At 75.9% G+C, this 22529-nt stretch carries 22 protein-coding genes and 1 pseudogene; 8 read left to right on the forward strand and 15 right to left on the reverse strand.

The annotated features are described in order from the left end of the window. From E9529_RS09325 to E9529_RS09340, 4 genes are all read left to right on the forward strand, one after another. Positions 1 to 474 (forward strand): universal stress protein (locus E9529_RS09325; RefSeq protein WP_236830880.1); only part of this gene is annotated, 474 nt, incomplete at its 5' end. Beyond that, positions 471 to 998, forward strand: coding sequence for a flavodoxin domain-containing protein (locus E9529_RS09330; protein ID WP_236830881.1), 528 nt, complete (start codon positions 471 to 473; stop codon positions 996 to 998). The genes E9529_RS09325 and E9529_RS09330, both read left to right, overlap by 4 nt. A gap of 32 nt (positions 999 to 1030) precedes the next feature. Further along, complete coding sequence (locus tag E9529_RS09335; RefSeq protein ID WP_236830882.1) at positions 1031 to 1471, forward strand: pyridoxamine 5'-phosphate oxidase family protein; 441 nt, start codon at positions 1031 to 1033, stop codon at positions 1469 to 1471. A gap of 66 nt (positions 1472 to 1537) precedes the next feature. After that, positions 1538 to 3292: a GAF domain-containing protein gene (locus tag E9529_RS09340; protein ID WP_236830883.1), complete on the forward strand. Its 1755-nt coding sequence runs from the start codon at positions 1538 to 1540 to the stop codon at positions 3290 to 3292. Between the two features lie 12 nt (positions 3293 to 3304). Here the strand turns inward: E9529_RS09340 and E9529_RS09345 are convergent, their stop codons facing one another. The 4 genes from E9529_RS09345 to E9529_RS09360 form a co-directional block, all read right to left on the reverse strand. Then, positions 3305 to 3979 (reverse strand): response regulator transcription factor, encoded by a 675-nt coding sequence (locus E9529_RS09345; RefSeq protein WP_236830884.1) that lies wholly within the window; start codon positions 3977 to 3979, stop codon positions 3305 to 3307. A 153-nt stretch (positions 3980 to 4132) separates the two neighbouring features. After that, complete coding sequence (locus tag E9529_RS09350) at positions 4133 to 5362, reverse strand: NYN domain-containing protein (protein ID WP_236830885.1); 1230 nt, start codon at positions 5360 to 5362, stop codon at positions 4133 to 4135. Between the two features lie 232 nt (positions 5363 to 5594). Then, on the reverse strand, positions 5595 to 6692 hold the full coding sequence (locus E9529_RS09355) for an acetate/propionate family kinase (RefSeq protein ID WP_236830886.1): 1098 nt from the start codon (positions 6690 to 6692) through the stop codon (positions 5595 to 5597). Beyond that, positions 6689 to 9130, reverse strand: a complete 2442-nt coding sequence (locus E9529_RS09360; RefSeq protein WP_236830887.1) for a phosphoketolase — start codon at positions 9128 to 9130, stop codon at positions 6689 to 6691. Before E9529_RS09360 ends, E9529_RS09355 begins: the two co-directional genes overlap by 4 nt. Before the next feature lie 124 nt (positions 9131 to 9254). Between E9529_RS09360 and E9529_RS09365 the strand changes: the two genes are divergently transcribed. Beyond that, positions 9255 to 10544, forward strand: coding sequence for a D-arabinono-1,4-lactone oxidase (locus tag E9529_RS09365; RefSeq protein WP_236830888.1), 1290 nt, complete (start codon positions 9255 to 9257; stop codon positions 10542 to 10544). Between the two features lie 10 nt (positions 10545 to 10554). Here the strand turns inward: E9529_RS09365 and E9529_RS09370 are convergent, their stop codons facing one another. From E9529_RS09370 to serA, 6 genes and pseudogenes are all read right to left on the reverse strand, one after another. Beyond that, positions 10555 to 11283 (reverse strand): HpcH/HpaI aldolase/citrate lyase family protein, encoded by a 729-nt coding sequence (locus E9529_RS09370; protein WP_236830889.1) that lies wholly within the window; start codon positions 11281 to 11283, stop codon positions 10555 to 10557. A gap of 80 nt (positions 11284 to 11363) precedes the next feature. Next, positions 11364 to 12197 carry an SMP-30/gluconolactonase/LRE family protein gene (locus tag E9529_RS09375; protein ID WP_236830890.1) on the reverse strand — a complete coding sequence of 278 codons (834 nt, stop codon included), beginning with the start codon at positions 12195 to 12197 and terminating at the stop codon, positions 11364 to 11366. 29 nt (positions 12198 to 12226) lie between these two features. Next, positions 12227 to 12829, reverse strand: coding sequence for a peroxidase-related enzyme (locus E9529_RS09380; RefSeq protein ID WP_236830891.1), 603 nt, complete (start codon positions 12827 to 12829; stop codon positions 12227 to 12229). A 31-nt stretch (positions 12830 to 12860) separates the two neighbouring features. Continuing rightward, a pseudogene (locus tag E9529_RS22420) lies at positions 12861 to 13379 on the reverse strand (UGSC family (seleno)protein). Continuing rightward, positions 13376 to 14773 (reverse strand): thioredoxin family protein, encoded by a 1398-nt coding sequence (locus tag E9529_RS09395; RefSeq protein ID WP_236830893.1) that lies wholly within the window; start codon positions 14771 to 14773, stop codon positions 13376 to 13378. Before E9529_RS09395 ends, E9529_RS22420 begins: the two are co-directional and overlap by 4 nt. Positions 14774 to 14822: 49 nt before the next feature. Further along, entirely contained in the window at positions 14823 to 16031 is a 1209-nt protein-coding gene (serA, locus tag E9529_RS09400; protein WP_236830894.1) for a phosphoglycerate dehydrogenase, read from the reverse strand. Between the two features lie 198 nt (positions 16032 to 16229). On the opposite strand from serA, the gene E9529_RS09405 reads away from it, so the two are divergent. After that, a complete protein-coding gene (locus tag E9529_RS09405) occupies positions 16230 to 17204 on the forward strand; it encodes a zinc-binding dehydrogenase (RefSeq protein WP_236830895.1) in 975 nt (324 codons plus the stop codon). A gap of 14 nt (positions 17205 to 17218) precedes the next feature. On the opposite strand, the gene E9529_RS09410 is transcribed toward E9529_RS09405, so the two are convergent. Further along, positions 17219 to 17440, reverse strand: a complete 222-nt coding sequence (locus E9529_RS09410) for a hypothetical protein (RefSeq protein ID WP_236830896.1) — start codon at positions 17438 to 17440, stop codon at positions 17219 to 17221. Between the two features lie 225 nt (positions 17441 to 17665). Between E9529_RS09410 and E9529_RS09415 the strand changes: the two genes are divergently transcribed. Together E9529_RS09415 and E9529_RS09420 are read left to right on the forward strand one after the other, a co-directional pair. Then, positions 17666 to 18613 carry a hypothetical protein gene (locus E9529_RS09415; RefSeq protein ID WP_236830897.1) on the forward strand — a complete coding sequence of 316 codons (948 nt, stop codon included), beginning with the start codon at positions 17666 to 17668 and terminating at the stop codon, positions 18611 to 18613. Positions 18614 to 18622: 9 nt separating this feature from the next. Continuing rightward, complete coding sequence (locus E9529_RS09420; protein WP_236830898.1) at positions 18623 to 19132, forward strand: phosphohydrolase; 510 nt, start codon at positions 18623 to 18625, stop codon at positions 19130 to 19132. A gap of 13 nt (positions 19133 to 19145) precedes the next feature. Here the strand turns inward: E9529_RS09420 and E9529_RS09425 are convergent, their stop codons facing one another. The 4 genes from E9529_RS09425 to E9529_RS09440 all read right to left on the reverse strand — a co-directional run bounded on the left by E9529_RS09425 (position 19146) and on the right by E9529_RS09440 (position 22491). Further along, on the reverse strand, positions 19146 to 19760 hold the full coding sequence (locus tag E9529_RS09425; RefSeq protein WP_236830899.1) for a carboxymuconolactone decarboxylase family protein: 615 nt from the start codon (positions 19758 to 19760) through the stop codon (positions 19146 to 19148). 50 nt (positions 19761 to 19810) lie between these two features. After that, entirely contained in the window at positions 19811 to 20776 is a 966-nt protein-coding gene (locus E9529_RS09430; RefSeq protein ID WP_236830900.1) for a patatin-like phospholipase family protein, read from the reverse strand. Between the two features lie 117 nt (positions 20777 to 20893). Further along, positions 20894 to 21487, reverse strand: coding sequence for a DUF1349 domain-containing protein (locus E9529_RS09435; protein WP_236830901.1), 594 nt, complete (start codon positions 21485 to 21487; stop codon positions 20894 to 20896). A 23-nt stretch (positions 21488 to 21510) separates the two neighbouring features. Beyond that, positions 21511 to 22491, reverse strand: coding sequence for a phosphotriesterase (locus E9529_RS09440; protein ID WP_236830902.1), 981 nt, complete (start codon positions 22489 to 22491; stop codon positions 21511 to 21513). Between the last annotated feature and the right edge of the window lie 38 nt (positions 22492 to 22529).

Raw genomic sequence — 22529 nt, forward strand, 5'->3', positions numbered from 1 at the left:
GTCGTGGTCGTGCCCGCCCCGCTGCCCGCCCCGCTGGCCGCCCCCGACCGGCCGCGCCGGTCCGTCGTCGTCGGCCTCCGCGGTGGTTCCGACGCCGACGAGGTGCTCGGCTTCGCCTTCGCCGAGGCGGCTGCGCGCGACACCGACCTCGTGGCGGTGCACGCCTGGCAGGACGTCGTCCTCGAGGCGGCTCCCCGGTCCCCCGGCCGGCTCGCCGACCCGGCGGACGCCGAGCAGCGCGTGCTCACCGAGGCGCTGGCCGGCTGGCGGGCCGAGGAGCCGGACGTGCCGGTGCGCGAGGTCGTCGTCCTGGCCCAGGCGGCGCGCGCGCTGGAGGCCGCCGGCGCGGTCGCCGAGCTCCTCGTCATCGGGCACCGGCGACGGCGCCGGCCGGGAGCCACCACGCGGGCGGTCCTCCGGCGGGCCACCTGCCCCGTCGCCGTCGTGCCCTCCCGCGACGGGGCCGACCGGTGAGCGGCGCCCCGCTCCGGGTGCTGGTGACGGTGGGCAGCCGGCACGGCGCCACCGCGGAAATCGGTGCCGAGATCGCCCGCCGCCTGGCCGGGAACGCGGCCGGCCTGGTCGCCGTCCCGGTGCCGGTGACGCAGCGCCCCGACCCCGCCGCCTTCGACGCGGTGGTCCTGGGCAGCGCCGTGTACGCCGGCCGCTGGCTGGAGGCGGCCCGCGAGTACGCCGCCGCGCACGCGCCGGTGCTGCGCACGAAGGCGGTGTGGCTCTTCTCGAGCGGGCCGATCGGCGAGCCGCCCTTCCCCCCGGATCTCCCGCACGACGTGGACCCGCTGACCGCCCTGACCGGGGCGCGCGGCCACGCGACGTTCCCCGGTCGCCTCGACAAGGCCCACCTCACCCTCGGGGAGCGGGCGATGGTCACCGCCATGCGCGCCCCCCTCGGTGACTTCCGCGACTGGCCGGCCGTCCACGCCTGGGCGGACGGCATCGCCGCCGAGCTGGCGTCCCCCGCCGCGGTGCGGACCTGAGGGCCTCCGGCCGAGGCATCGGAGGTCGGACGGTGGGTGAGGTCCAGCTGCCCTCGGGGGCGCTCCTCGACGGGTCCCGGGCGCTCGACGACGCGGAGTGCCGGTCGCTGCTGGGCACCGTGTCCGTCGGCCGGCTCGGCCTCACGGCGGGCGCCCTGCCCGCCATCGTCCCGGTGCCCTTCGCACTGCACGGAGGTGCGGTGGTCATCCCCACGCGCACGGGATCGCCCCTGCTCCCTGCGGTGCGCGGTGCGGTCGTCGCCTTCGCCGCGGACTCCTACCGGCCGGGGGACCTCGGCGGCTGGGCGGTCAACGTGGTCGGCCCGGCACGCCTGGTCGCCGATCCCGCCGAGGCCGACGTGCTGGCGGGTTCCCGCCTGTTCCCGGAGGCGCTCACCACCGGGTGCTGCTTCCTGAGCGTCCGCATCGGCCTCCTGGCGGGCTGGCGCGTCGGCGGCGACGGGCCGCGGTGACCGCTCCGGTACCGGCGCGACCCGTGGCGTCTTCCGCCCGCCGGTGGCCGGTGGCAGGCTGGGCGCATGCCTGAGACCGGGCCGGGCATGGCTCACCCCGACGCCGTGCCGCCGGCCCGCCGCGATGGATCGACGTCCCCGGAGACCGCCCAGGCGTTGTCCGGGATGCGCCTCACGGAGCTGCTCGACGAGGTGCAGGAGCGGCTCTCCGTCGTCGCCCGCACCCAGGCGCGGGTGCAGCACCTGCTCGACGCCTTCCTCAGCGTGTCGACGGGGCTGGACCTGGACGCGACGCTGCGGAGGATCGTGGAGGCCGCGACCGGCCTGGTCGACGCCCGCTACGGCGCGCTGGGCGTCCTGGGCCGCGACGGCGGCCTGGCCTCCTTCCTCCACGTCGGCATCGACGACGCGCTCGCCGCCCGGATGGGGCACCTCCCCGAGGGCAAGGGCGTCCTCGGCGAGCTGATCACCGAGCCCCGCCCCCTGCGGATCGCCGACCTCCGGCAACACCCGTCGTCGGTGGGCTTCCCGGATCACCACCCCGAGATGCGCACCTTCCTCGGGGTCCCGGTGCTCGTCCGGGGGGAGGTCTTCGGCAACCTCTACATGACCGAGAAGTCCACCGGGGAGTTCACGGCCGAGGACGAGGCGGTGCTCACCGCGCTGGCCGGCGCCGCCGGTATCGCGATCGACAACGCCCGGCTCTTCGAGGAGGCCGAGACGCGGCGCCGCTGGACGACGGCGATCTCCGACATCCGGGAATCGCTGCTGGGCGCCGCGACACCGGAGGATGCGCTGGGCCTCGTGGCCGACCGGCTCACCGGGCTCACCGGCGCGGAGGCGACCTGGGTGCTGAGCGGCCCCGACCCGACCGACGGCCGGTACACGGTGACCAGCCAGTGCAGCGTCCTGGAGCTGGAGGACACCGTCGGCGAGCGCATCCGACCCGCGGACAGCCCCGTCCTCGGCGCGGTCGACGCCACCGGCACCGTCTCCGCCGTGGACCTCACCTCGGAGGCCTGCGCCGGGCCGGACGCGCACGTCCGCTGGGGGCCGTGCCTGGGCATCCCGCTGCACGGTTCGGAGGCGGGCCCGGCGGTGGTCGTGGTCGCCCGGCGGGTCGGCGCGCCGCCGTTCCCCGACGCGCTGCGCCCGCTGGTCGGCACCTTCGCCGACCAGGTCGTCGTCGCCCTGGACATGGCCGCCCGGCAGCGGCTCTCCCGGCGGCTGGACGTCTACGAGGACCGCGACCGCATCGCGCGGGACCTGCACGACCTGGTCATCCAGCGGGTCTTCGCCGCCGGGCTGGCCCTGCAGTCGGTGATGCCGCGCGTCGCCGACTCCGAGGCGCGCCGCCGCATCCAGGGCGTGGTCGAGCAGCTCGACGGCACGGTCCGGGACATCCGGACGACGATCTTCGACCTGCACTCGACGGACTCGCCGGAGGCCGGCCTGCGCCGGCAGGTCCTCGACGTGGTCACCGAGACCGCGGGCGACGCGCTGCGGTCCACGGTGCGGATGTCGGGGGCGGTCGACAGCCTGGTCTCCGGCGAGCTCGCCGCGGACGTGCTGGCCGTGGTGCGGGAGGCGGTCAGCAACGCGGCGCGGCACTCCGGCGGCCGGCACGTCACCGTGACGCTCGACGTCACCGACGACGTGGTGGTCGAGGTGGTGGACGACGGGCGCGGCATCGACGAGGGCGCGGCGCGCAGCGGGCTGCGCAACCTGGCCGACCGGGCGCAGCGGCGCGGTGGCGTAGCGCTGGTCACCGCGCTGCCCGACGGCGGGAGCCGGTTGCGCTGGAGCGCCCCGGTCCGCTGAGCGCCCTCGCGGTCAGCGCGGGCGGTCGCCCGATCGCGCGCCGCGCAGCTGCGTGGCGAGCACCGCGGCCTGGGTGCGGCGCTCCAGGCCCAGCTTGGCCAGCAGGTGGGACACGTAGTTCTTCACCGTCTTCTCGGCCAGGAACATCCGCTCCCCGATCTGCCGGTTGGTCATCCCTTCACCGATCAGCTCCAGCACCGTGCGCTCCTGGTCGCTGAGCCTGGCCAGCGGTCCGGCGGGTTCGGCGGCACGGCGCATCCGCTCGAGCACCGCCGTCGTGGCGGTGGGGTCGAGCAGCGACCCGCCCGCGGCGACGGTCCGGACGGCGGTGACCAGGTCCTGCCCGAGGATCTGCTTGAGCAGGTAGCCCGAGGCACCGGCCATGATCGCGTCGAAGAGCGCCTCGTCGTCGCTGTAGCTGGTCAGCATGACGACCTTGAGGTCGGGCATCCGGGAGCGCAGCTCGCGGCAGACCGTCACGCCGTCGCCGTCGGGCAACCGCACATCCAGGACGGCGACGTCGGGCCGGAGCGCCGGGACGCGGGCGAGCGCCTCCGAGGCGTTCTTCGCCTCGCCGACCACGGTGATCTCGCCGGAGCTCTCCAGGACGTCGGCGACGCCCCGGCGGACGATCTCGTGGTCGTCCACCAGGAAGACCCTGACCGGGTTGGGCTGCTCGGTGCTCACGCGACCATCCTGCGGGGTGTCCGCCCGTCCCCGGGCACGGCGGCGGGCGGCACCGGCCGATGCCCCCGTCCCGGCCACGCTAGGGACCGGCCGGCCCGGCGGCGCAGGGCCGAAGGTCCCGACCCGGGGCTACCGCGACGGGATCCGGACGGGTCAGGTCCCGCCCGGCAAGGCGCCGAGCACCCACTGGTCCAGCGCCGCATCGTCCGCCTCGCTGAGTTCGAGACCGGCCTGGTCGCACAGGTTGCGCAGGTTCTTCCGCCACGCCTCGGCCAGCTCCCAGGGCCCCAGAGTGCCGTTCCGGAGCTCGATCCCCCCGTACACGAGCCCCTGGATCACGAAGTTGACCGCGCGCCGACTCACCGGTTCACCCGTCGCAGTGGCCCGTTCCCGCACCTCCAAGCCGAGCCGGTTGAGCGGCAGCCCGTCTCGGGACGCTGCAGCGAGGTGCTCGAAGAGAGCCGCGTACTGCTCGGCCGTGAGCTGTGGCGCGTGGGTGACCCGGCACACGCGCGCCACGACGTCGTCGGAGTCGGCGTCGTCGCCCGGGACCTCGTCGTGACGGGCCGGGTCGAGCAGCCACCCGCCCGAGCTGTTGCGACGGAATTCCAGCTCCCCGAGGTGGTCCCGGATGAATCCGCCGAAGCCGTCTCTCGCCTGGCCCCAACCCGCGGCGGCGATCTGCGGAACGGCGCGCATGCCGGCGGAGGCCGCGGTCGCTCCCGCGACCGGCCCCGGCGAGGCCTCCACGAGCGCGCGGATCGCCGATGCCGCCCCGGCCAGCTGGTCGTCGGTCAGCGCGTCGGGAGCGGGGGCGGTCCGCTCGGGAACGGCGACCTTCGGCACCGGGGCCTGGAACGCCTCCAGCAGCTGCATCGGGCCCACCGTGGAGTCGCACACGGCCTCGTAGGCGGCGGCGTACGGGCCGGCTGCCACCATCAGCGTCCGCCGGTCGTGTCGGCGCAACTTGGTCATGAGCGGGCTGAAGTCCGCGTCCGCGGAGCAGATGACGAACTCGTCATACCGGGTTGCGTGGTTGAGCGCGTCCACGACGTCGAGGACGATGTGGGTGTCCGCGCTGCTCTTGCCCCGCTGCGTGAGGGACGGGCAGTCGATGACGCGGAAACCCGCCGCCACGAACTGCGCCCGGAAGCCGGCGTAGACCTGTGGGTTGAGGTAGCAGTCGCGAACGAGGAAGCGGCGCCGGAAGTCGCCTTCCTCGTCGGTGCCCTCGGCGAGCCAGCTCACCAGCCGACCGGGATCGTTGGCGAAGACCGTGGCAGCATCGGGGTCCACCTGCCGCAGACCGGAGAAGAGATTGTCGAAGTCGAGGTACAGGGCGCTGCGGTAGATCCGCTGCCTGCCGTCCCCGAGCTCGAGCATCCGTCCCCCCGTCGTCGGTGTCGCCCCGCGCCGCGGACCGCGTCACCGGACGACATGGTGCCGCCGGGCGGAGCCGGGGGCAAGGCGGCTCCGTGCCGCGGTCCCGCCATGGCGCCCACCGCCCGCGCATCCGCGGAGGCGCAGACCGAGCGGACGGAGAGAAGCCTCGCTTCCTGCCGACGTGATCGCCAGGATGCCGTGCGAGTCCCGACTTCCCGCCCGGCGGGTGAGGTCAGCCGCCGAGCACCTCGCGCACCTGCCGGTGGATCTCCAGGTCCTCCCGGGCGGTGACCACGACCGTCCGCGCCGCCGCCCCGTCGGCGCTGACGTCGGCGTCGGCGGTGGCGGCCTCGTTGCGGCCGGGATCCACTGCCAGCCCCAGGAACGGCAGGGCCCCGGCGACGGCGGCCCGCACCCGGGGTGCGTGCTCCCCCACCCCGCCGGTCATCACCAGCAGGTCCAGCCCGCCCGCGGCCGCCGTCATCGCCGCGACCTCGCGCACCAGCCGGTGCAGGTAGACGTCCAGGGCGAGTGCGCAGGCGGCGTCGCCGGCGGCCACCCCGTCCAGCACCGCGCGCAGGTCGCCGGAGGTGCCGGACAGCCCCCGGAGGCCCGCGTGGTGCTCCAGCACGTCCGAGAGCTCGGTCACCGGGACGCCGCCGTGCTCCAGCAGCCACAGCAGCAGGCCGGGATCCAGCGTGCCGGGGCGGGTGTTCATGACCAGCCCCGCCAGCGGGGTGAAGCCCATCGTCGTGTCGACCGAGACCCCGCCCCGGACGGCGGCCAGCGAGGCGCCCGCGCCCAGGTGGCAGGAGACGATCCGCAGCTCCCCGGCCGGTCGCCCGACCAGCTCCGCACCGCGCCGCACGGCCCAGGCGTGGGAGAGCCCGTGGAAGCCGTACCGGCGCAGGTGCCAGCGTTCGTTCCACTCCCGGGGCACCGCGTACGTCGCCGCGGCCGGCGGCAGGGTGGCGTGGAACGTCGTGTCGAAGCAGGCCACCGCCGGGACGCCGGGGAGCAGCTCGCCGGTGGCCCGCACACCGGCCAGTGCCCGCGGGTTGTGCAGCGGCGCGAGGTGGCTGATCGACCAGAGGTAGGGCACCAGCACGTCGTCCACCACGGCCGGGCCGGTGTGCCGCGGGCCGCCGTGGACCACGCGGTGCCCGACGGCGTCCACCGGGCCGCACCCCTCGAGGAACCCGGTCAGCGGGAACAGGTCGCCCTCGCCCCGCCAGCCCTCCACCGTCGTCGCCGCGGGCACCGTGCCGTCGTCGTCGACGACGGCGAGCTTCAGGCTGCTGGAGCCGGCGTTGACGACGAGGACCCTCACGCCTCCGGCTCTCGGAGGGGCGAGGCGCCGCCGGTGACGGGGCCGGCCCCGGCGCCCCACTGCCAGTGACGCACCTCCGGCAGGTCCTCGCCGTGGGTGCGCACGTACCGGCGGTGCTCGATCAGCGTGTTCCGCAGCCGGTCGCGGGCGTGGGCGCCCACGTCGCGCAGCCGGGGCACCCGGTCGATGACGTCGATGGCCAGGTCGAAGCGGTCGATCCGGTTCATCACGCACATGTCGAACGGGGTGGTCGTCGTCCCCTCCTCCACGTAGCCGCGCACGTGCAGGTTCTCGTGGTTGGTCCGCCGATAGGTGAGCCGGTGGATCAGCCAGGGGTAGCCGTGGTAGGCGAAGATCACCGGCTTGTCCGCCGTGAAGTAGGAGTCGAACTCGGCGTCGGACAGCCCGTGCGGGTGCTCCCGGTCGTCCTGCAGCCGCATGAGGTCGACGACGTTGACCACCCGCACCCGCAGGTCGGGGAAGAGGCCGCGGAGGATCTCCGCCGCGGCGAGCGTCTCCATGGTCGGCACGTCCCCGGCGCAGGAGAGGACGACGTCGGGCTCGGCGCCGGCGTCGGTGCTCGCCCACTGCCAGATGCCGATGCCCTTGGTGCAGTGCTCGACGGCGGCGTCCATGTCCAGGTACTGCAGCGCCGGCTGCTTGCCGGCGACCACCACGTTGACGTACTGCCGGCTGCGCAGGCAGTGGTCGGCGACCGAGAGCAGGGTGTTGGCGTCCGGCGGCAGGTACACCCGCACGACCTCGGCCTTCTTGTTCACCACGTGGTCGATGAAGCCCGGGTCCTGGTGGGAGAACCCGTTGTGGTCCTGCCGCCACACGTGCGAGGTGAGCAGGTAGTTCAGCGAGGCGATCGGCCGCCGCCACGGGATGCCGTTGGTCGTCTTCAGCCACTTGGCGTGCTGGTTGACCATCGAGTCGACGATGTGGACGAACGCCTCGTAGCAGGAGAAAAACCCGTGCCGGCCGGTGAGCAGGTACCCCTCCAGCCACCCCTGGCAGGTGTGCTCGGAGAGGATCTCCATGACCCGGCCGTCGGGCGCGAGGTGGTCGTCGTCGGGGTGGCGCTCCGCCACCCACGTGCGGTCGGTCGCCTCCAGCACCGCGCCCAGCCGGTTCGAGTTGTTCTCGTCCGGCGAGAAGACGCGGAAGGTGGACCCGTTCCGCCGCATCACATCGCGCAGGAACGTGCCGAGCACCCGGGTGGCCTCCACCGCCCCGGTCCCGGGCTCGGGGACGTCGACGGCGTAGTCGCGGAAGTCGGGCAGCCGCAGCGGCTGCAGCAGCAGCCCGCCGTTCGCGTGCGGGGTCGCGCTCATCCGCCGCTCCCCCGACGGGTGCAGGTCCCGGACGGCGGGCACCGGGGCGCCGTCGGCGTCGAACAGCTCCTCGGGGCGGTAGCTGCGCAGCCACTCCTCCAGCACCCGGCGGTGCCCGTCGTCGCCCCGTGCGTCGGCGAAGGGCACCTGGTGCGACCGCCAGGACCCCTCGACGCGGACGCCGTCGACCTCGGCCGGGCCGGTCCAGCCCTTCGGCGAGCGCAGCACGATCACCGGCCAGCGCGGGCGCTCGACGACGCCGTCCTCGCGGGCCCGCCGCCGGATCGCGGCGATCTCGTCGAGGCACCCGTCCAGCGCCGCGGCGAACTGCTGGTGCATCACCGCGGGGTCGTCGCCGGCCACCAGCCGCGGGGCGTGGCCGTAGCCGCGCAGCAGCTCCAGCAGCTCCTCGTCGCCGATGCGCGCCAGCACCGTCGGGTTGGCGATCTTGTAGCCGTTGAGGTGCAGGATCGGCAGCACCGCGCCGTCGCGGGCGGGGTCGAGGAACTTGTTGGAGTGCCAGCTGGTGGCCAGCGGGCCGGTCTCGGCCTCGCCGTCGCCGACGACCGCCGCCACGACGAGGTCGGGGTTGTCGAACGCCGCCCCGTAGGCGTGGGAGAGCACGTACCCGAGCTCCCCGCCCTCGTGGATCGAGCCCGGCGTCTCCGGCGCCACGTGGCTGGGGATGCCGCCCGGGAAGGAGAACTGGGTGAACAGCCGGCGCAGGCCCGCCTCGTCCTGCGAGACGTCCGGGTAGACCTCGCTGTAGGTGCCCTCGAGCCACGCCGCCGCGACCGGGCCGGGGCCGCCGTGACCCGGCCCCATCAGGTACATCATCGAGAGGTCGCGCGCCCGGATCGCCCGGTTGAGGTGGGCGTACACGAAGTTCAGGCCCGGGGTGGTGCCCCAGTGGCCGAGCAGCCGCGGCTTGACGTGCTCCGGGCGCAGCGGCTCGCGCAGCAGTGGGTTGCCCATCAGGTAGATCTGGCCCACGGAGAGGTAGTTGGCCGCCCGCCACCAGGCGTCCAGGGCGTGCAGTTCGTCGTCGGTCAGGGGTCCTGTCCGGCCCGCACCGGGCCGCTCGTCCACCGAGATCGCCACCCGTCGCACGCTAACGGCCCGGCGGGGCCGGGGCGAGGGCCCGGCGGCTCCCGGCCCGGTCGGGGATCATCGGACCTCCCGGCAGGTCACCCGGCCGCCGGCCCCGAGCAGATCGCGAGCCAGCATGCCCGAGACGTCGACCGCCGCCCCCGCCGAGCCGGGGACCAACTGGGCGGGCAACGTCGCCTACCGGGCCGCGCGGCTGCACCGCCCGGCCGGCCTCGCCGAGCTCCAGGCGGTCGTGGCCGGCCGCGAGCGGGTCAAGGCCCTGGGCTCCCGGCACTGCTTCAACGACATCGCCGACACCCCGGCCGACCTGGTGTCCCTCGACCGGCTGCCCGGCGAGGTCGAGCTCGAGCCCGACCCCGACGGCCTCGGTGGCACCGCCTGGGTCCCCGGCGGGGCCCGCTACAGCGAGGTGGTCCCCCGGCTGGCCGCGCGCGGCTCCGCCCTGCACAACCTCGCCTCACTGCCGCACATCACCGTCGCGGGCGCCACGGCCACCGGCACCCACGGCTCGGGCAACCGGAACGGCTCGCTCAGCACCGCCGTCGTCGGCCTGGAGCTGGTCCGCTCCGACGGGGAGCTGGTGCGGCTGTCCCCCGCGGACCCCGGCTTCGCCGGCGCCGTCGTCCACCTCGGCGCGCTCGGCGTCGTCACCCGGGTCGCCCTGCGGTACCAGCCGGCCTTCCAGGTGCGCACCGACGTCTTCGTCGGCCTCACCTGGGAGCGGCTGTTCGCCGACCTCGACGCCGTCGCCGACGCCGCCTACAGCGTCAGCGTGTTCACCGACTGGCGCGAGGTGACGCAGGTGTGGGTCAAGGCCCGCACGGACGAGCACGACGTCGTGCCGGAGGAGTTCTTCGGGGCCCGCGCCGCGACCGAGCCGACCCACATGCTGCCGGGCACCCCTGTCGAGAACCTCACCGACCAGCTGGGGCTGCCCGGCGAGTGGCACGAGCGGCTGCCGCACTTCCGCGCCGAGTTCACCCCGAGCAGCGGCGAGGAGCTGCAGACCGAGTACTTCGTCCCGCGGCGGCACGGGCGGGCAGCGTGCGAGGCGCTGCGCGCGCTGGCGCACCGGATCACCCCGCTGCTGCAGGTGAGCGAGCTGCGCACCGTGGCGGCCGACGACCTGTGGCTGAGCCCCGCGTACGGCGACGACGTGCTGGCGCTGCACTTCACCTGGCGCCCCGAGGAGGAGCGGGTGCGCGCGCTGCTGCCCGCGATCGAGGCCGCGCTGCGCCCGTACGGCGCCCGCCCCCACTGGGGCAAGCTCTTCACGACCGGCGCCGACGAGCTCGCCGCCCTCTACCCGCGGATGGCGGAGTTCCGCGAGCTCGTCCGCCGCTTCGACCCCCGGGGGGCCTTCCGCAACGACTACCTGGACCGGACCGTGGCCGCGTTCGACTGAACCGGCCGCGTCAGCCGGCGGCCCGCGCGACTCCGAGGTGGTGGGTGGCCGCCTCGGCGAGGGAGCCGGCGTCGACGGCCACCGTCAGCACGGTGGCGCCCTCCGCGGCGAAGCCGGCCGCCTCCTCCCCGCTGCGCGCGTGCACCCCGACCGGCACCCCGGCCGCCCGCGCCCGGGCGATGATCGAGGAGAGCACCCCGCGGAGCTCCTCCCGCTGCCCCGCGCCGGTCAGCTCGAGCGAGAGCGCGAGGTCGGCCGGGCCGACGTAGATCCCGTCCAGCCCCGGCACCTCGAGGACGGCGTCGAGGTCGGCGAGCATCGACGCCGCCTCCACCATCACCAGCACCAGCGGCTCGTCGGCCCCGCCGGAGAGCCGGCCGATCGACCGCCCACCGGCGGGGGCGTACCGGCAGGCGGCGACGATCTCGCGGGCGTGCCCGGCGTCGCGGACGTTGGGCACGATCACGCCCCGGGCGCCGAGGTCGAGCGGCCGCCCGAGGTCGGGGAACAGCGAGCTGCGGGTGCGCACCAGCGGCACGGAACCCGCCGCCGTGATCGCCGCGCAGGTGCCCGGGAGGTCGGCCTCGGCGGTGGCACCGTGCTGCAGGTCGACGACGACGTAGTCGGCGCCGGTCCGGGCGAGCACCTCAGCGGTCACCGCCCCGGGCAGCAGGCTCCACAGCCCGTGGCAGGGCCGGCCCGCCGACCACCGCTGCCGCAGCTCCGCCTCGTCGGCCATCCGGTGCCTCCTCCGTCGTCGTCCCTGGACCGGTCCGATCCTGCGCGAGCGGCCTCCCGCGCGCGACCGACGGCCCGGGTTCAGGCGGCGGGGACCTCCACCTGCGCGGCCTCGATGCGGCCGGCGCGCGGCCCCGGGCGCCAGCTCGGCGCGGTGCAGACGAACAGCGTCCGGCCGTCGTCCCCGCCGAGCGCGCAGGCGTAGGAGAGCGATCCGCTGCCGACCGCGACCCGGGCGGTCACCTCGCCGCCGTCGCGGACGCGGAGCACCTCAGGCGTGCGCGCCGTCGCCACCCACACCTGCCCCTCGGCGTCCAGGCAGATGCCGTCGGGCGCGACGCCGGGCAGCTCGGCGAAGACCCGGCGTCCGGAGAGCGACCCGTCCGCCGCGACGTCGAAGGCGGTGAGCCGCGCCCCGTAGGTCTCGGCCACGACCAGCGTGCGGCCGTCGGGGCCGAGCACCATGCCGTTGGGGAAGACGACGTCCGGCGCGGCCACGGAGACCGAGCCGTCGGGGTCGACCCGCACCAGGTCGGTCGCCACCGGCTCGGCGCCGGACTCCAGGTCGAAGCCGAAGCTGCTGACGTAGGCCCTCCCCGCGGTGTCGACCACCAGGTCGTTGGCGCGGAACCGGGTGGCGGCCGAGAGGTCGGCGTGCACCCGCGTGCCGCGCTCGCCCACCCGCAGCAGGGCGCGCCGCACCATCGAGACGACCAGCAGGTCGCCGTCCGGCAGCCAGCCCAGCCCCGAGGGGCTGTCGTCCAGCTCCAGCACCACCTCGGGGCCGCCCGCGGCCGGCATCCGGCGCACCACGCGGTCGTGGAAGTCCGAGAACCACAGCCGGCCCCCGTGCCAGCGCGGGGCCTCCGGGAAGCCCAGGTCGTCGGCGAGCACCGTCGTCGTCGGGTCGGTCACCCGGCGGACCGTAGCGCGCCGGCCGGGCGTCAGGCGGGCGGCACCTCGGCGCCGCGCGGCAGCCGGCCCATCAGGAAGAACTCCGGGTTCGGCGTGATCGCCGCGAAGTGCGCCAGCCGGTTGGAGAGCGCGAAGAACGAGGTGATCATGCCGACGTCCCACACGTCGTCCTCGGTGAGCCCGTGCTCGGTCAGCGACGCCAGGTCCTCGGCGGTGACCGAGGCCGGCTCGGCGGACAGCCGCGTGGCCACCGCCAGGACCGCGTGCATGCGCGGCGACAGCGGGGCCTTGCGCCAGTCGACGGCGACGTGGTCGGCGATGTGCGGGTCCTTCGTGCGGATGCGGGCGACCGCGCCGTGCGCGACGACGCAGTACAGGCAGTCGTTGCCGGCGCTGGTGGCGACGACGATCAGCTCCCGGTCGGCCTTGGACAGCCCCGGGGTGTCCTTGTCCATGAGCGCGTCGTGCATCGCGAAGAAGGCCCGCGCCTCGTCCGGCCGCCAGGCCAGCGCGGCGAAGACGTTGGGCAGGAAGCCCGACTTCTCCTGGACCTCCGCGTAGCGCTGGGCCAGGTCGGGGGGCAGCTCGTCGGCGGGCCGGAGGGGGAAGCGGCTGATCGGCGTCTCGGTCACCGGCCCACCCTGGCAGCGCGCGGCCCCGCCGTCACCCCGCGGAGGTCACGGCGGCGACCACCGCCGGGTAGGCATCCTCGGCGGCCGCCCGGAGCTCGGCGTCGGTGCGGTCCTGCACCGGGTGCGGGACGAGCACGCACGGCGCCGGGAACCCCAGCGCGGCGCCCTGCGCCCGGGCGGCCTCGGCGAAGGCCTCGCTGGCGAGGAACACCCCGACGACGCCGCGGCGCTCGAGGTCGGCGATGTCGTGCACACTGCACGACGTGCAGGAGCCCTAATCGGCCAGCGCCTCGATGACCACCTCGCACTGCTCGGCGATCTCGTGCCGCAGGTCCACCGGCGCGGTGCGGGCGAAGGTCGGCTTGCGGTAGCGGCGCACGACCGCGCCGTCGGCGGCGAGCAGCTCGGCCAGCCGGTCCAGGACGACGTCGCCGCGGGCCTTGCTGATGTCGAGCAGCCCGACGCTCCGGCCGCGCAGCGAGGCCGGGCGGGGCAGCGGCTCCCGGGCGGCCGCCTGCCGCTCGCCGGTCGGGTCCAGGACGGTCCTCATGCGCGCACCTCTCTCGTCACCGGGGCGCTCCCGGTCTCTCCGGCCACCCAGCCGCCCACGATCGCGCTGAACAGCCCGGCGTCGCCACCGGCGTGCGCGACCAGCAGACCGCCGGGCCGGAACTTGGGCAGCCGGGCCCCCGCCAGCCCGGCGGGCACCCCCTCGGCCATGCCGCCGACCCCACGCACCAGCTCCTCGCCGGGCAGGGTCAGCAGCTCCTCGAGCTCGGCCAGCAGGCGGGCGCGGTCCCAGCCGGCCTCGCGGAACACCCGGCCGTGCTCGGGCGAGACCACGAGCAGCGCGTCGAAGGCCATCGGCAGCTTGGGGTGGGCGTTGACCCGCAGGCAGGCGGCGAAGGTCCGCGCCAGCGACGCCGGGTCGCGGCTGAGCTGGTCGACCACCGGCTGCACGCCCGACCCCGCGAACACCGTCACCGCGTCGCCGGGCACCCCGCGGTCGGCGGCCAGCGGCGCGAACGGGCTGCCCTGCTCGCGCTCGGCGAAGCAGAAGGTGAACTTGCCGGGGTTGCCCAGGGTGGCCCGGTCCACCTCGCCGGGGCGCCCGCCGCCGACGTTGCGCACCACCAGCTGCAGCGCCCGGCCGATCGTTGCGTTGGCGCGGTTGCCCTGCCCCAGGGCGTTGACCCCGCTGTTCATGCCGATCCGGGCTGCCACCGGCCCGTTGACCACCACCACGGGCCCGGCGAAGTACGTGGTCGCGAGCAACCCGTGCAGGGCGAACTCCTCGGCGGTGGCGGCCTCCAGCGCAGCCAGCACCACCGGGAGGTGCTCGGGCAGGCAGCCGGCCATGACCGCGTTGACCGCGACCTTCTCGACCGTGCACTCGACCAGGTCGGGCGGGACGACGGCCACCACCTCGGCCGGGGCGCGGGTCGTGCCGCGCAGCATCCGCAGCACCCGCTCCGGCGTCGGCGGCACGACCGGCAGGCCGTCGGTCCAGCCGCGGTCGAACAGCGCCTCGTGCTCGTCCTCGAGCTCGGCGAGCTCCACCCGCCGGCTCGCCAGCCCGCTGCCGCCGTACCGCGCCTCCAGCGCGTCGACGCGGAACGGGTCCACCGACAGCGAGCCGCAGCCCGGCCGGTGCTCGGGCAGCCCCTCGCCGACGTCGGGGACCCCGGTCAGCTCCGCCCACTGCTCCCGGCTCCACCCGACCACCCGGGCGGTCTCGGCGCCGTCGACCACCCGCAGCAGCGTCGGCACGGTCTCCACGCCCAGCCGGTAGGAGAGCTCCAGGTCGGTGTCGTCGCCCTCGAACCACCCGGCGTCGTCCTGGCACCAGACGGCGGCACCGAGCCGCCGCAGCACCGGCTCGACGAGCACGCAGGTGGGGCAGTCGCGCTTGACCACGGCCACGAGACCGTCCGGGAGCCGCACGCAGGCGAACCTACCGAGGGGCCGCCGCCCCGGCGAGGGGGCGCCGCCGTCAGCCGGCCCGGGGGCCGAACCGCATGAGGCGGACGGCCTCCGGCAGCGCGGCGAGCGCCGCGAGCAGGTCCCCGGGCAGCGGCTCGCTGACGTCGGTGACCGCGTACCCGTACTCGCCGCGCGTGGCCAGCACCTGGGCGTCCACGTTGAGCCCGTGCTCGCCGACGAGGGCGTCGATCCGCGCCAGGACGCCCGGCACGTTGCGGTGCAGCAGCGCGAAGCGGTCGGTCGAGGAGCCGTGCAGGACGACGGTGGGCAGGTTGACGCTCAGCGTCGTCGTCCCCGTGCCGGTGTAGTCGGCGAGCTTGCCGGCCACGAACCGCCCGATGTCGTGCTGCGCCTCCTGGGTCGAGCCGCCGATGTGCGGGGTGAGGATGACGTTGGGCAGGCCGCGCAGCACCGAGGTGAACTCGTCGCCCTGCTCCCGGGGCTCGTGCGGGAAGACGTCGACCGCCGCCCCGGCGATGTGGCCGCTGAGGATGTTGTCGCGCAGCGCCTCGTGGTCCAGGACGAAGCCGCGGGAGAGGTTGAGGAACAGGCTGCGCGGGCGCATCCGGGCGAACTGCTCGGCGCCGAACAGGCCGGCGTTGCCCGCCCGCCCGTCCACGTGCAGCGTGACGGTCTCCGCCCGCTCGAGCAGCTCCTCCAGGCTGTCGCAGCGCTGGGCGTTGCCGAGTGCCAGCTTGTCCTCGAGGTCGTAGAAGAGCACCCGCATGCCCAGCGCCTCGGCGAGCACCGACAGCTGGCTGCCGATGTTCCCGTAGCCGATGATGCCCAGCGTCCGCCCGCGGATCTCGTGGCTGCCGGCGGCCGACTTGTCCCAGATGCCGGCGTGCAGCGAGCGGTCGCGGTCGACCAGCCGCCGGGCCAGGATGATGATGTCGGCGATCGCCATCTCCACCACGCTGCGGGTGTTGGAGAACGGCGCGTTGAACACCGCGACGCCCGCCGCCGCGGCCGCCGCGAGGTCGATCTGATTGGTGCCGATGCAGAAGGCGCCCACCGCCTGCAGCCCGGGGCGGCTGCGCAGCACCTCCGCGGTCACCTGGGTCTTCGACCGGATGCCGAGCAGGTCCACCCCGTCGAGCGCGGCGACGAGGTCCGCCTCGTCCAGCGCCCCGCGCCGGGACTCGACCTCGTAGCCGGCGGCACCGAGGATCTCGGTCGCGACCGGGTCGATGTTCTCCAGCAGCAGCGCTCTGGGCACGTCCAGGACCTCCTCGACCGTGGGGCGCCGGCCGGTGCACCGGCGTGTCGCCGGGCGTGCGCGACGCCGACCAGTATCCCGGCGGCGCCGCGGCGTCCTGCGACGGGCTCCCCCCGGGGGCGCGGCTGCGCCGGGAGCGCGGCGCTGGTCTACTTCCCGGGCGGCCGCAGCGGGCGGTCCGGAGGGAGGCGGTGCGACGTGTGGGCCCACCGGCTGAGCGGACCGTTCGCGTTCGAGCGGGTGGAGGTGGCCACCCCACGCGCGGAGGACCTGGCCGCCGGCCAGGTGCTGCTCGCCACGCGGGCGGGTGGCATCTGCGGCAGCGACCTGCCCTTCTTCAAGGGCGCCCCGTTCCTGCACGCCCCGAACCCGGCGGACCGGGCGGCGACGCCGGCACCCGGCTTCCCCCTCCACGAGGTGGTCGGCGAGGTGGTCGCCAGCCGGCACCCGGCCCACTCCCCCGGCGACCTGGTCGTCGGCTGGGCGGCCGCCTTCGACGGGATCGCCGAGCTGGTGGTCACCGACGGCGAGGGGCTGGCCGGCTACGACACCGCGCTGCCGCCCACCACGGCCGTCATGCTGCAGCCGCTCGCGTGCGTCCTCTACGCCGTCGAGCAGCTGGGCGACGTGCGCGGCAAGGCGGTCGGCGTCGTCGGGCAGGGACCGATCGGGCTGCTCTTCAGCCACGTGCTCAAGCAGCGCGGCGCCCGCCACGTCACCGGGGTCGACCGGGTCGACCGCAGCGCGGCGGCCGGCGTCTTCGGGGTGGACGAGACCGTCACCGCGAGCGCGAGCCGCTGGGCCGCGACCCTGCCGGAGGCCGACCGGCCGTCCGTCGTCGTCGAGGCGGTCGGCCACCAGGTGACGACGCTGCAGGACTGCCTGACCGCCGTCGCGCCCGGGGGCGAGATCCTCTACTTCGGCATCCCCGACGACCCGGTCTACCCGCTGGACATGATCACGTTCCTGCGGAAGAACCTGACGCTGCGCGCCGGGGTCACCCTCGAACGGGCCCGCGTGCTGCGCGACGCGGGCGCCTACCTCGCCGAGCACCCGGCGCTGCGCGACGTCTACGTCAGCGACGTCCACCCCGTCGACGACGTCACCGCCGCCTACGCCGCCGCGATCCAGCCGCGGGCCGGCCAGTACAAGGTCGTGCTCGACACGGCGTGACCGCGGGCAGCCGGTCAGCCGTCCGCGCGCGGCTCCCCCGGCTCGCGGTGCGACCGTCCGGCCAGCCACCGCTGCCACTCCGCGCGCTCACCCGTTCCCGGCGCGGCGGAGAGCGCGATCACCGCGACCACCGCCAGGACCGCCGCCAGCAGGACGACGATCGCCACGACCTCCCACTGGAACAGCGGGGGGACGGTCAGGTTGCCGGGGACCGGCGCGGGGCTGGGCGGTGCCATGGGGCACGGTGTGCCCCCGCCGAACGGCCCGGGAACCCCCGTCGCGGCCACCTCACCCGAGCGGGCGACGTCACGCAGCGCGACGGCGCCCGGGGCCCCCGACCAGACCGGGTGGGCACCCCACCCGGGCGGGTGAGCCGGTCCCGCGCCGGCGGGCGGACCCATGCCCGACCGACCTAGCGTCGGCCCGATGCGAGCCGGACACGCACGGGAGGAGGCAGCCGGATGAGCACCGCGACCCAGCTCGAGGGCGCTGCCGAGGTCACCGACGGCGCCCCGCGCCCGAACGTCTCCGGCGACCTGCCGACGCTGTTCCGGGCGGCACCGATGTTCCGGCGGGTGCTGGCCGGCTACGACCGCTTCCAGGTCGACACCTACGTCCAGTGGGCGGAGGACGAGCTGGCGACGGCGGAGCGCGAGCGCGAGCACCTGCTGGACCGCTGCCTGAAGACGCGGACCGCCCTGGACGAGGCGCACCGGATGCTGGACCACTCCGCCGGCGGCGGGGAGCTGCTGCGGCTGTCCGAGCGGATCGGCTCGATGCTCGCCGCCGCGGCCGACCAGGCGCAGGGCATGACCGCCGAGGCGGAGCAGCTCCGCGCGGCAGCCCGCGCCGAGGCCGCCGAGCTGCGGGCCGGCGCCGCCGAGGAGCTGGCCCGCGCCCGGGCCGGTGCCCGCGAGACCGCCGCCGCCGCCAGCGCCCGGGCCGAGACGCTGCTCACCGTCGTCGGGCGGACCCTGGACGCCGCCGAGCAGATCCGCGCCGACGCGGTCGCCGAGGCCGGGCGCCGCGAGGCCGCGGCGCGGGAGGTCGAGCGGCGCGCGGCCGAGCGGGCGGCCCGGCTGGCCGAGGAGGCCGCCGCCGAGGTGGCCCGCGGCCGGCTGCAGGGCCGCGCGGACGTCCTGCGCATGCTCGAGGCCGGCCGGGAGGAGCGGCGACGTGCGGACGACGAGGCCGCGGCGCACCGCGACCGCCTCGACGTCCGGGCCGCCGACCGGCGGGCGGCGCTGCTCGCGGAGGTCGCCGAGCTGGAGCACCGCCGGGCCGAGCTCGCCGCGGAGGTCGAGCGGATGGCCGGCACCGTCCCGCACCGGACCGACGGCCCGCCGGCCACCGGCCGGCTGCGCGACCGCCTCCGGCGCGTCCGGTCCCCGCGGGCGGGCACCGCCTAGCCTCGAGGCGTGGCCTTCACCGTCCCGGACGCGCACCTGCTGGCGCTGGCCGCGCACGAGGGCCAGGTGGACCGGGACGGCCACGACCACTACCTCGCCGTCCTGCGGCCGCTCGCCGAGATGCTGCGCCCGCACGGCCCCGAGGCGGAGATGGCGGGGGTGCTGCGGGACGTGCTCGCGCTCACCCGCGACCACCGCGATCCCGCCCGGCGGTACGACGTCGACCGGTTGCGCTCCCTGGGGGTGCCGGAGGTGGTCGTGACCGCCGTCGACGCGGTGACGCCGCGGCCCGGCGAGCCCTACATGGGCGGCTCGGTCCGCCGCGCCGCCGCCGACCCCCTCGGCCGGCTGGTCATGCTCGTCGGCAACGCGCTCGACCTCGCCGCCAGCGAGGCGCTGGCCGGCACCGACCCGGACAAGGCGCGCACCCTGCGGGAGGGGCGGTACCGGCCCGCCCGGCGGATCCTGCTCGCCGCCGAGGCCGCCGACCGCCTGCACGGCCGGCGCATCCTCGTCTGAGCCCCGCGCCGCCTCAGCCGGCGGGCTGGTCGCCGTCGGGCCGGAAGGTGGCCAGGGCGGTGGCGAGCATCGCGTAGTAGCCGACCAGCCAGACCAGCGTCGCCAGCGCCTCGACGTCCAGCGCGTCCACCGCCCGCGCGTAGCCCTCGTCGTCCAGCTCGCCGTCGTCGAGCAGCTGCCACGTCGTCGCGACGACGACCTCCTCGACCGGCTCGAGCCCGCCGGGGAGCCGGCCGTCCAGGAGGGCCTGCAGCTGCTGGGCCGTGACGCCCGCCGCGCGGGCGGCCTGCTCGTGGGCCAACCACTCGAAGTGCGACCGGCGCCGGGCGGCGACGGCGAGGATCGCCAGCTCGCGCGACCGCGGGCCCAGCAGCTGCTCCCCGCGCAGCGCCGCGCCCACCGCCTGCACCGCCGAGCCGATGCCGGGCGCCAGCAGCATGGCGGCGAACGGCCCCAGCAGCCGGCCGGCGTCGTCGGTGATCGGCACGACCGCTGCCTGCGCCTGCCGGGGGCCCTGCGTGATCTCGGCGTGCAGCCGGGCGCGCCCGCCGTCGAGCTCGGCGGGGCGCAGCAGCGGGATGCGGGCCGGCCCGCGGGGCGCGGGCCGGCCGGTCAGGTCCTGGGACACGGGGCGCCTTCCTGTCGCAGCACGGGAGGGCCTGAGGGTAGGGGCTGCGGCTACGCGGCGGGACGCAGCATGGCGGTCACCTCCGGCCGGGCCGCGTGCCGGCCGGCGGCGAGGAACGACCGCGAGACCACGTCGTCGAGCCGTGCGCGCGACATCATGTCGTTGCCCATCACCTCCTGCTCCTCCGGGCCGGGGGTGAAGACGACGGTGCGCACCCCCTCGGCCTCCAGCGCCCGCACCTCCCGGCGCAGCAGCCGGTCGGCGTACCGGCGCGCTGCGGGGAAGACGCCGGGGCGCCAGCCCGTGGGCCCGCTCATCGGGGCGACGACGACCACGACGTCGAGCCCCTGCCCGCGCAGGAGCGCGGCGTTGGTGGGCGAGTGGGCGCCCCCGTCGACGTACGCGTGCCGGCCGATGGGCACCGGCGCGAAGTACCCCGGTACCGCGCAGGAGGCGCCGATCGCCCGGTGCAGGGGCGCCGGCGGCGCACCCGGCCGCCCGAACACGACCCGGCGGCCGTCCCCGCGGCGGACGGCGGTGATCCACAGGTCACGCGCGGGCCAGTCCGGGCCCTCCAGTTCCCCCAGTGCCGACAGCTGCTCGAGGACGTCGTGCCGGCCGGGCGCCATGAGCGCCATGCCGGCGGCCAGCGGGCGGAAGAGCAGGGGGCGGGTGAGGGCCCGCCGCACCATCTGCGGACCGGGCGGCCGCAGCGGGCGGCGCAGCAGCTCCCACGGCCGGAAGGGGGCGAGTTCCGGCAGCGGTGTCTCGGTGATCTGCCGCAGCACCTCGGCGTCAGCGGACAGCGGCGCCCTGACCGTCCAGGCGGCGAGGTCCTCGGGTGAGACGCCTAACCGCAGCAGCGCGCCGGTGATCGAGCCGGCCGAGGTGCCGACGACCACGTCGGCGGACCGGGCGTCGAAGCCGACGTCGTGTTGCAGGACGGCCAGGACGCCGGAGTGGTACGCCTGCCCGACCACCCCACCGCCGCCCAGCACCAGGCCGACCCGGGTCACGGTCCGAGCCTGCCACGGCTCCACCGGGCGGGCAGGTCGTGACCGGCGCGCAGGGAGCGGCGGCGGAGCCGGCCGCGGCGGGCGCCCGGGTGCCGCAGCGCCGCGCGTCGCCGGGGATCAGTGCAGGGCGGGGTCGGCCGGGCCGGTGGCCCACCGCCGGAAGCGGACGACCAGGCCGGCCCGGGTGGGGGCGCAGCAGTACGGCCCGGCGTCGACCGGCACGTCCTCCGGGAAGGGGCAGAGCCGCACCAGCCGGAAGGGCTCGTCGTCGACCCGGGCGCGGACGGTCACCGCGTCCCCGGCCCGGCTCGCCCGCACGGTCACCCGGCGCCCAGCCCAGCCGGGCACCGGGGCCACCGACCAGTCCGAGCGCCCCAGCGTGACCACGGCCCCGACCTGGGGGGCGCCGTCGGAGAACTCGACCCCCGCCTTGACCCAGGTCTCCGGACCGCCCCGCAGCACCAGCCCGGCCTGGTCGAACTGCCCGTCCCAGCCGAGGTCGAAGGTCACCTCCACCGCGCAGGGGGCCAGCAGCGGCGCCAGCAGCGCGTGGGCGTCGTCGTGGACGAACCCGTAGGAGGTGTGCCGCCACGCGTCGCTGCCCTCGACGGCGGTGACCAGCAGGTCGGGGCCGTCCTCCCGCGCCTCGGCCGGCGGGGCGGTCCAGGTCCCGGCGCTCCACGGCACGCGGCGCAGCCCGTCGTCGGCCATGACCGGGACGGTAGCCGCGCCGGCTACTCGAAGTACCGCCGCGGGGTGTCCACCAGCATCTGCCGGATCTGCTCCTCGGTCATCCCGCGCTCGCGCAGCATCGGCAGCACGTCCTTGCTGATGTGCGTGTAGTTCCAGTTCGGCGCGATCTGCCGCTTGGCCTCCTGGGCGTGGGCGCCCGGGAAGTAGTCGATGTAGCAGCTGGCGTCGTGCGCGAGCACCATCCGGTCGGCGTAGCCGCGCTCGGCCAAGGCCACGATGGTGTCGACCCGAGAGGACGTCGGGTTGTAGATGTCCAGGCCGAAGCGGTCCATGCCGAGCAGGCAGCCGGCCTCGGCGAGCTCGCTGAGGTAGTCGAGGTCGTTGCTGTCGCCGGCGTGGCCGATGACGACCTTCGTCAGGTCGACGCCCTCCTCGCCGAACACCTGCACCGCCAGCCGGCCGGCGCCGGTGTGCGACGAGGTGTGCACGGTGATCGGCGCCCCGGTCTCCCGGTGGGTCGCGGCGACGGCCCGCACGGTGCGCTCGACGCCGGGAGTGAGCCCCTTCGCCTCGATGACGCACTTGAGGAAGGCCGCCTTCACCCCGGTGCCGGCGATGCCGTCGCGGATGTCGCCGGTGAAGTCGTCGACCATCGGGTCGCGCGGCAGGTCCAGCAGCAGGCCGGGGCCGCGGTGCTCGTACTGGTGCGGGATCTCGTCGTAGGTGTAGAGGCCGGTGGCGACGACGATGTTGATGTCGGTCTGCTCGGCGACCCGCTGGACCCGCGGGATGTAGCGGCCCAGGCCCCAGACCGTCGGGTCGACGATGGTGTCGATGCCGAGCGCCTTGAGCTCGTCGAGCTGCTGCACGGCGTCGGCGACCCGCTCGTCCTCGTCCCACCAGTCGCCCGTGCCGTAGTTCTGCACGTGCTCGGTGGAGAGCACGAAGACGTGCTCGTGCATGAGCGTCGCGCCGAGGTCGGCGGTGTCGATCGGGCCACGGACGGTCTCGACGGTGGGCACTGCGGGGCCTCCAGAAGTGGTTGTGTTCCGGTCGGTCG

Origin of the sequence: Blastococcus sp. KM273128 (genome assembly GCF_021698975.1) — a bacterium.
In the GTDB taxonomy this organism is placed as follows: domain Bacteria; phylum Actinomycetota; class Actinomycetes; order Mycobacteriales; family Geodermatophilaceae; genus Blastococcus.

Excerpts from the sequence above, each read along its gene's own strand:
- E9529_RS09350 (WP_236830885.1), bottom strand. The coding sequence starts at position 5,362 with ATGCTCGAGCTCGGGGACGGCAGGCAGCGGATCTACCGCAGCGCCCTG.
- E9529_RS09415 (WP_236830897.1), top strand. The coding sequence starts at position 17,666 with ATGAGCACCGCGACCCAGCTCGAGGGCGCTGCCGAGGTCACCGACGGC.
- E9529_RS09410 (WP_236830896.1), bottom strand. The coding sequence starts at position 17,440 with ATGGCACCGCCCAGCCCCGCGCCGGTCCCCGGCAACCTGACCGTCCCC.
- E9529_RS09435 (WP_236830901.1), bottom strand. The coding sequence starts at position 21,487 with ATGGCCGACGACGGGCTGCGCCGCGTGCCGTGGAGCGCCGGGACCTGG.
- E9529_RS09370 (WP_236830889.1), bottom strand. The coding sequence starts at position 11,283 with ATGGCCGACGAGGCGGAGCTGCGGCAGCGGTGGTCGGCGGGCCGGCCC.
- E9529_RS09365 (WP_236830888.1), top strand. The coding sequence starts at position 9,255 with ATGCCCGAGACGTCGACCGCCGCCCCCGCCGAGCCGGGGACCAACTGG.
- E9529_RS09340 (WP_236830883.1), top strand. The coding sequence starts at position 1,538 with ATGCCTGAGACCGGGCCGGGCATGGCTCACCCCGACGCCGTGCCGCCG.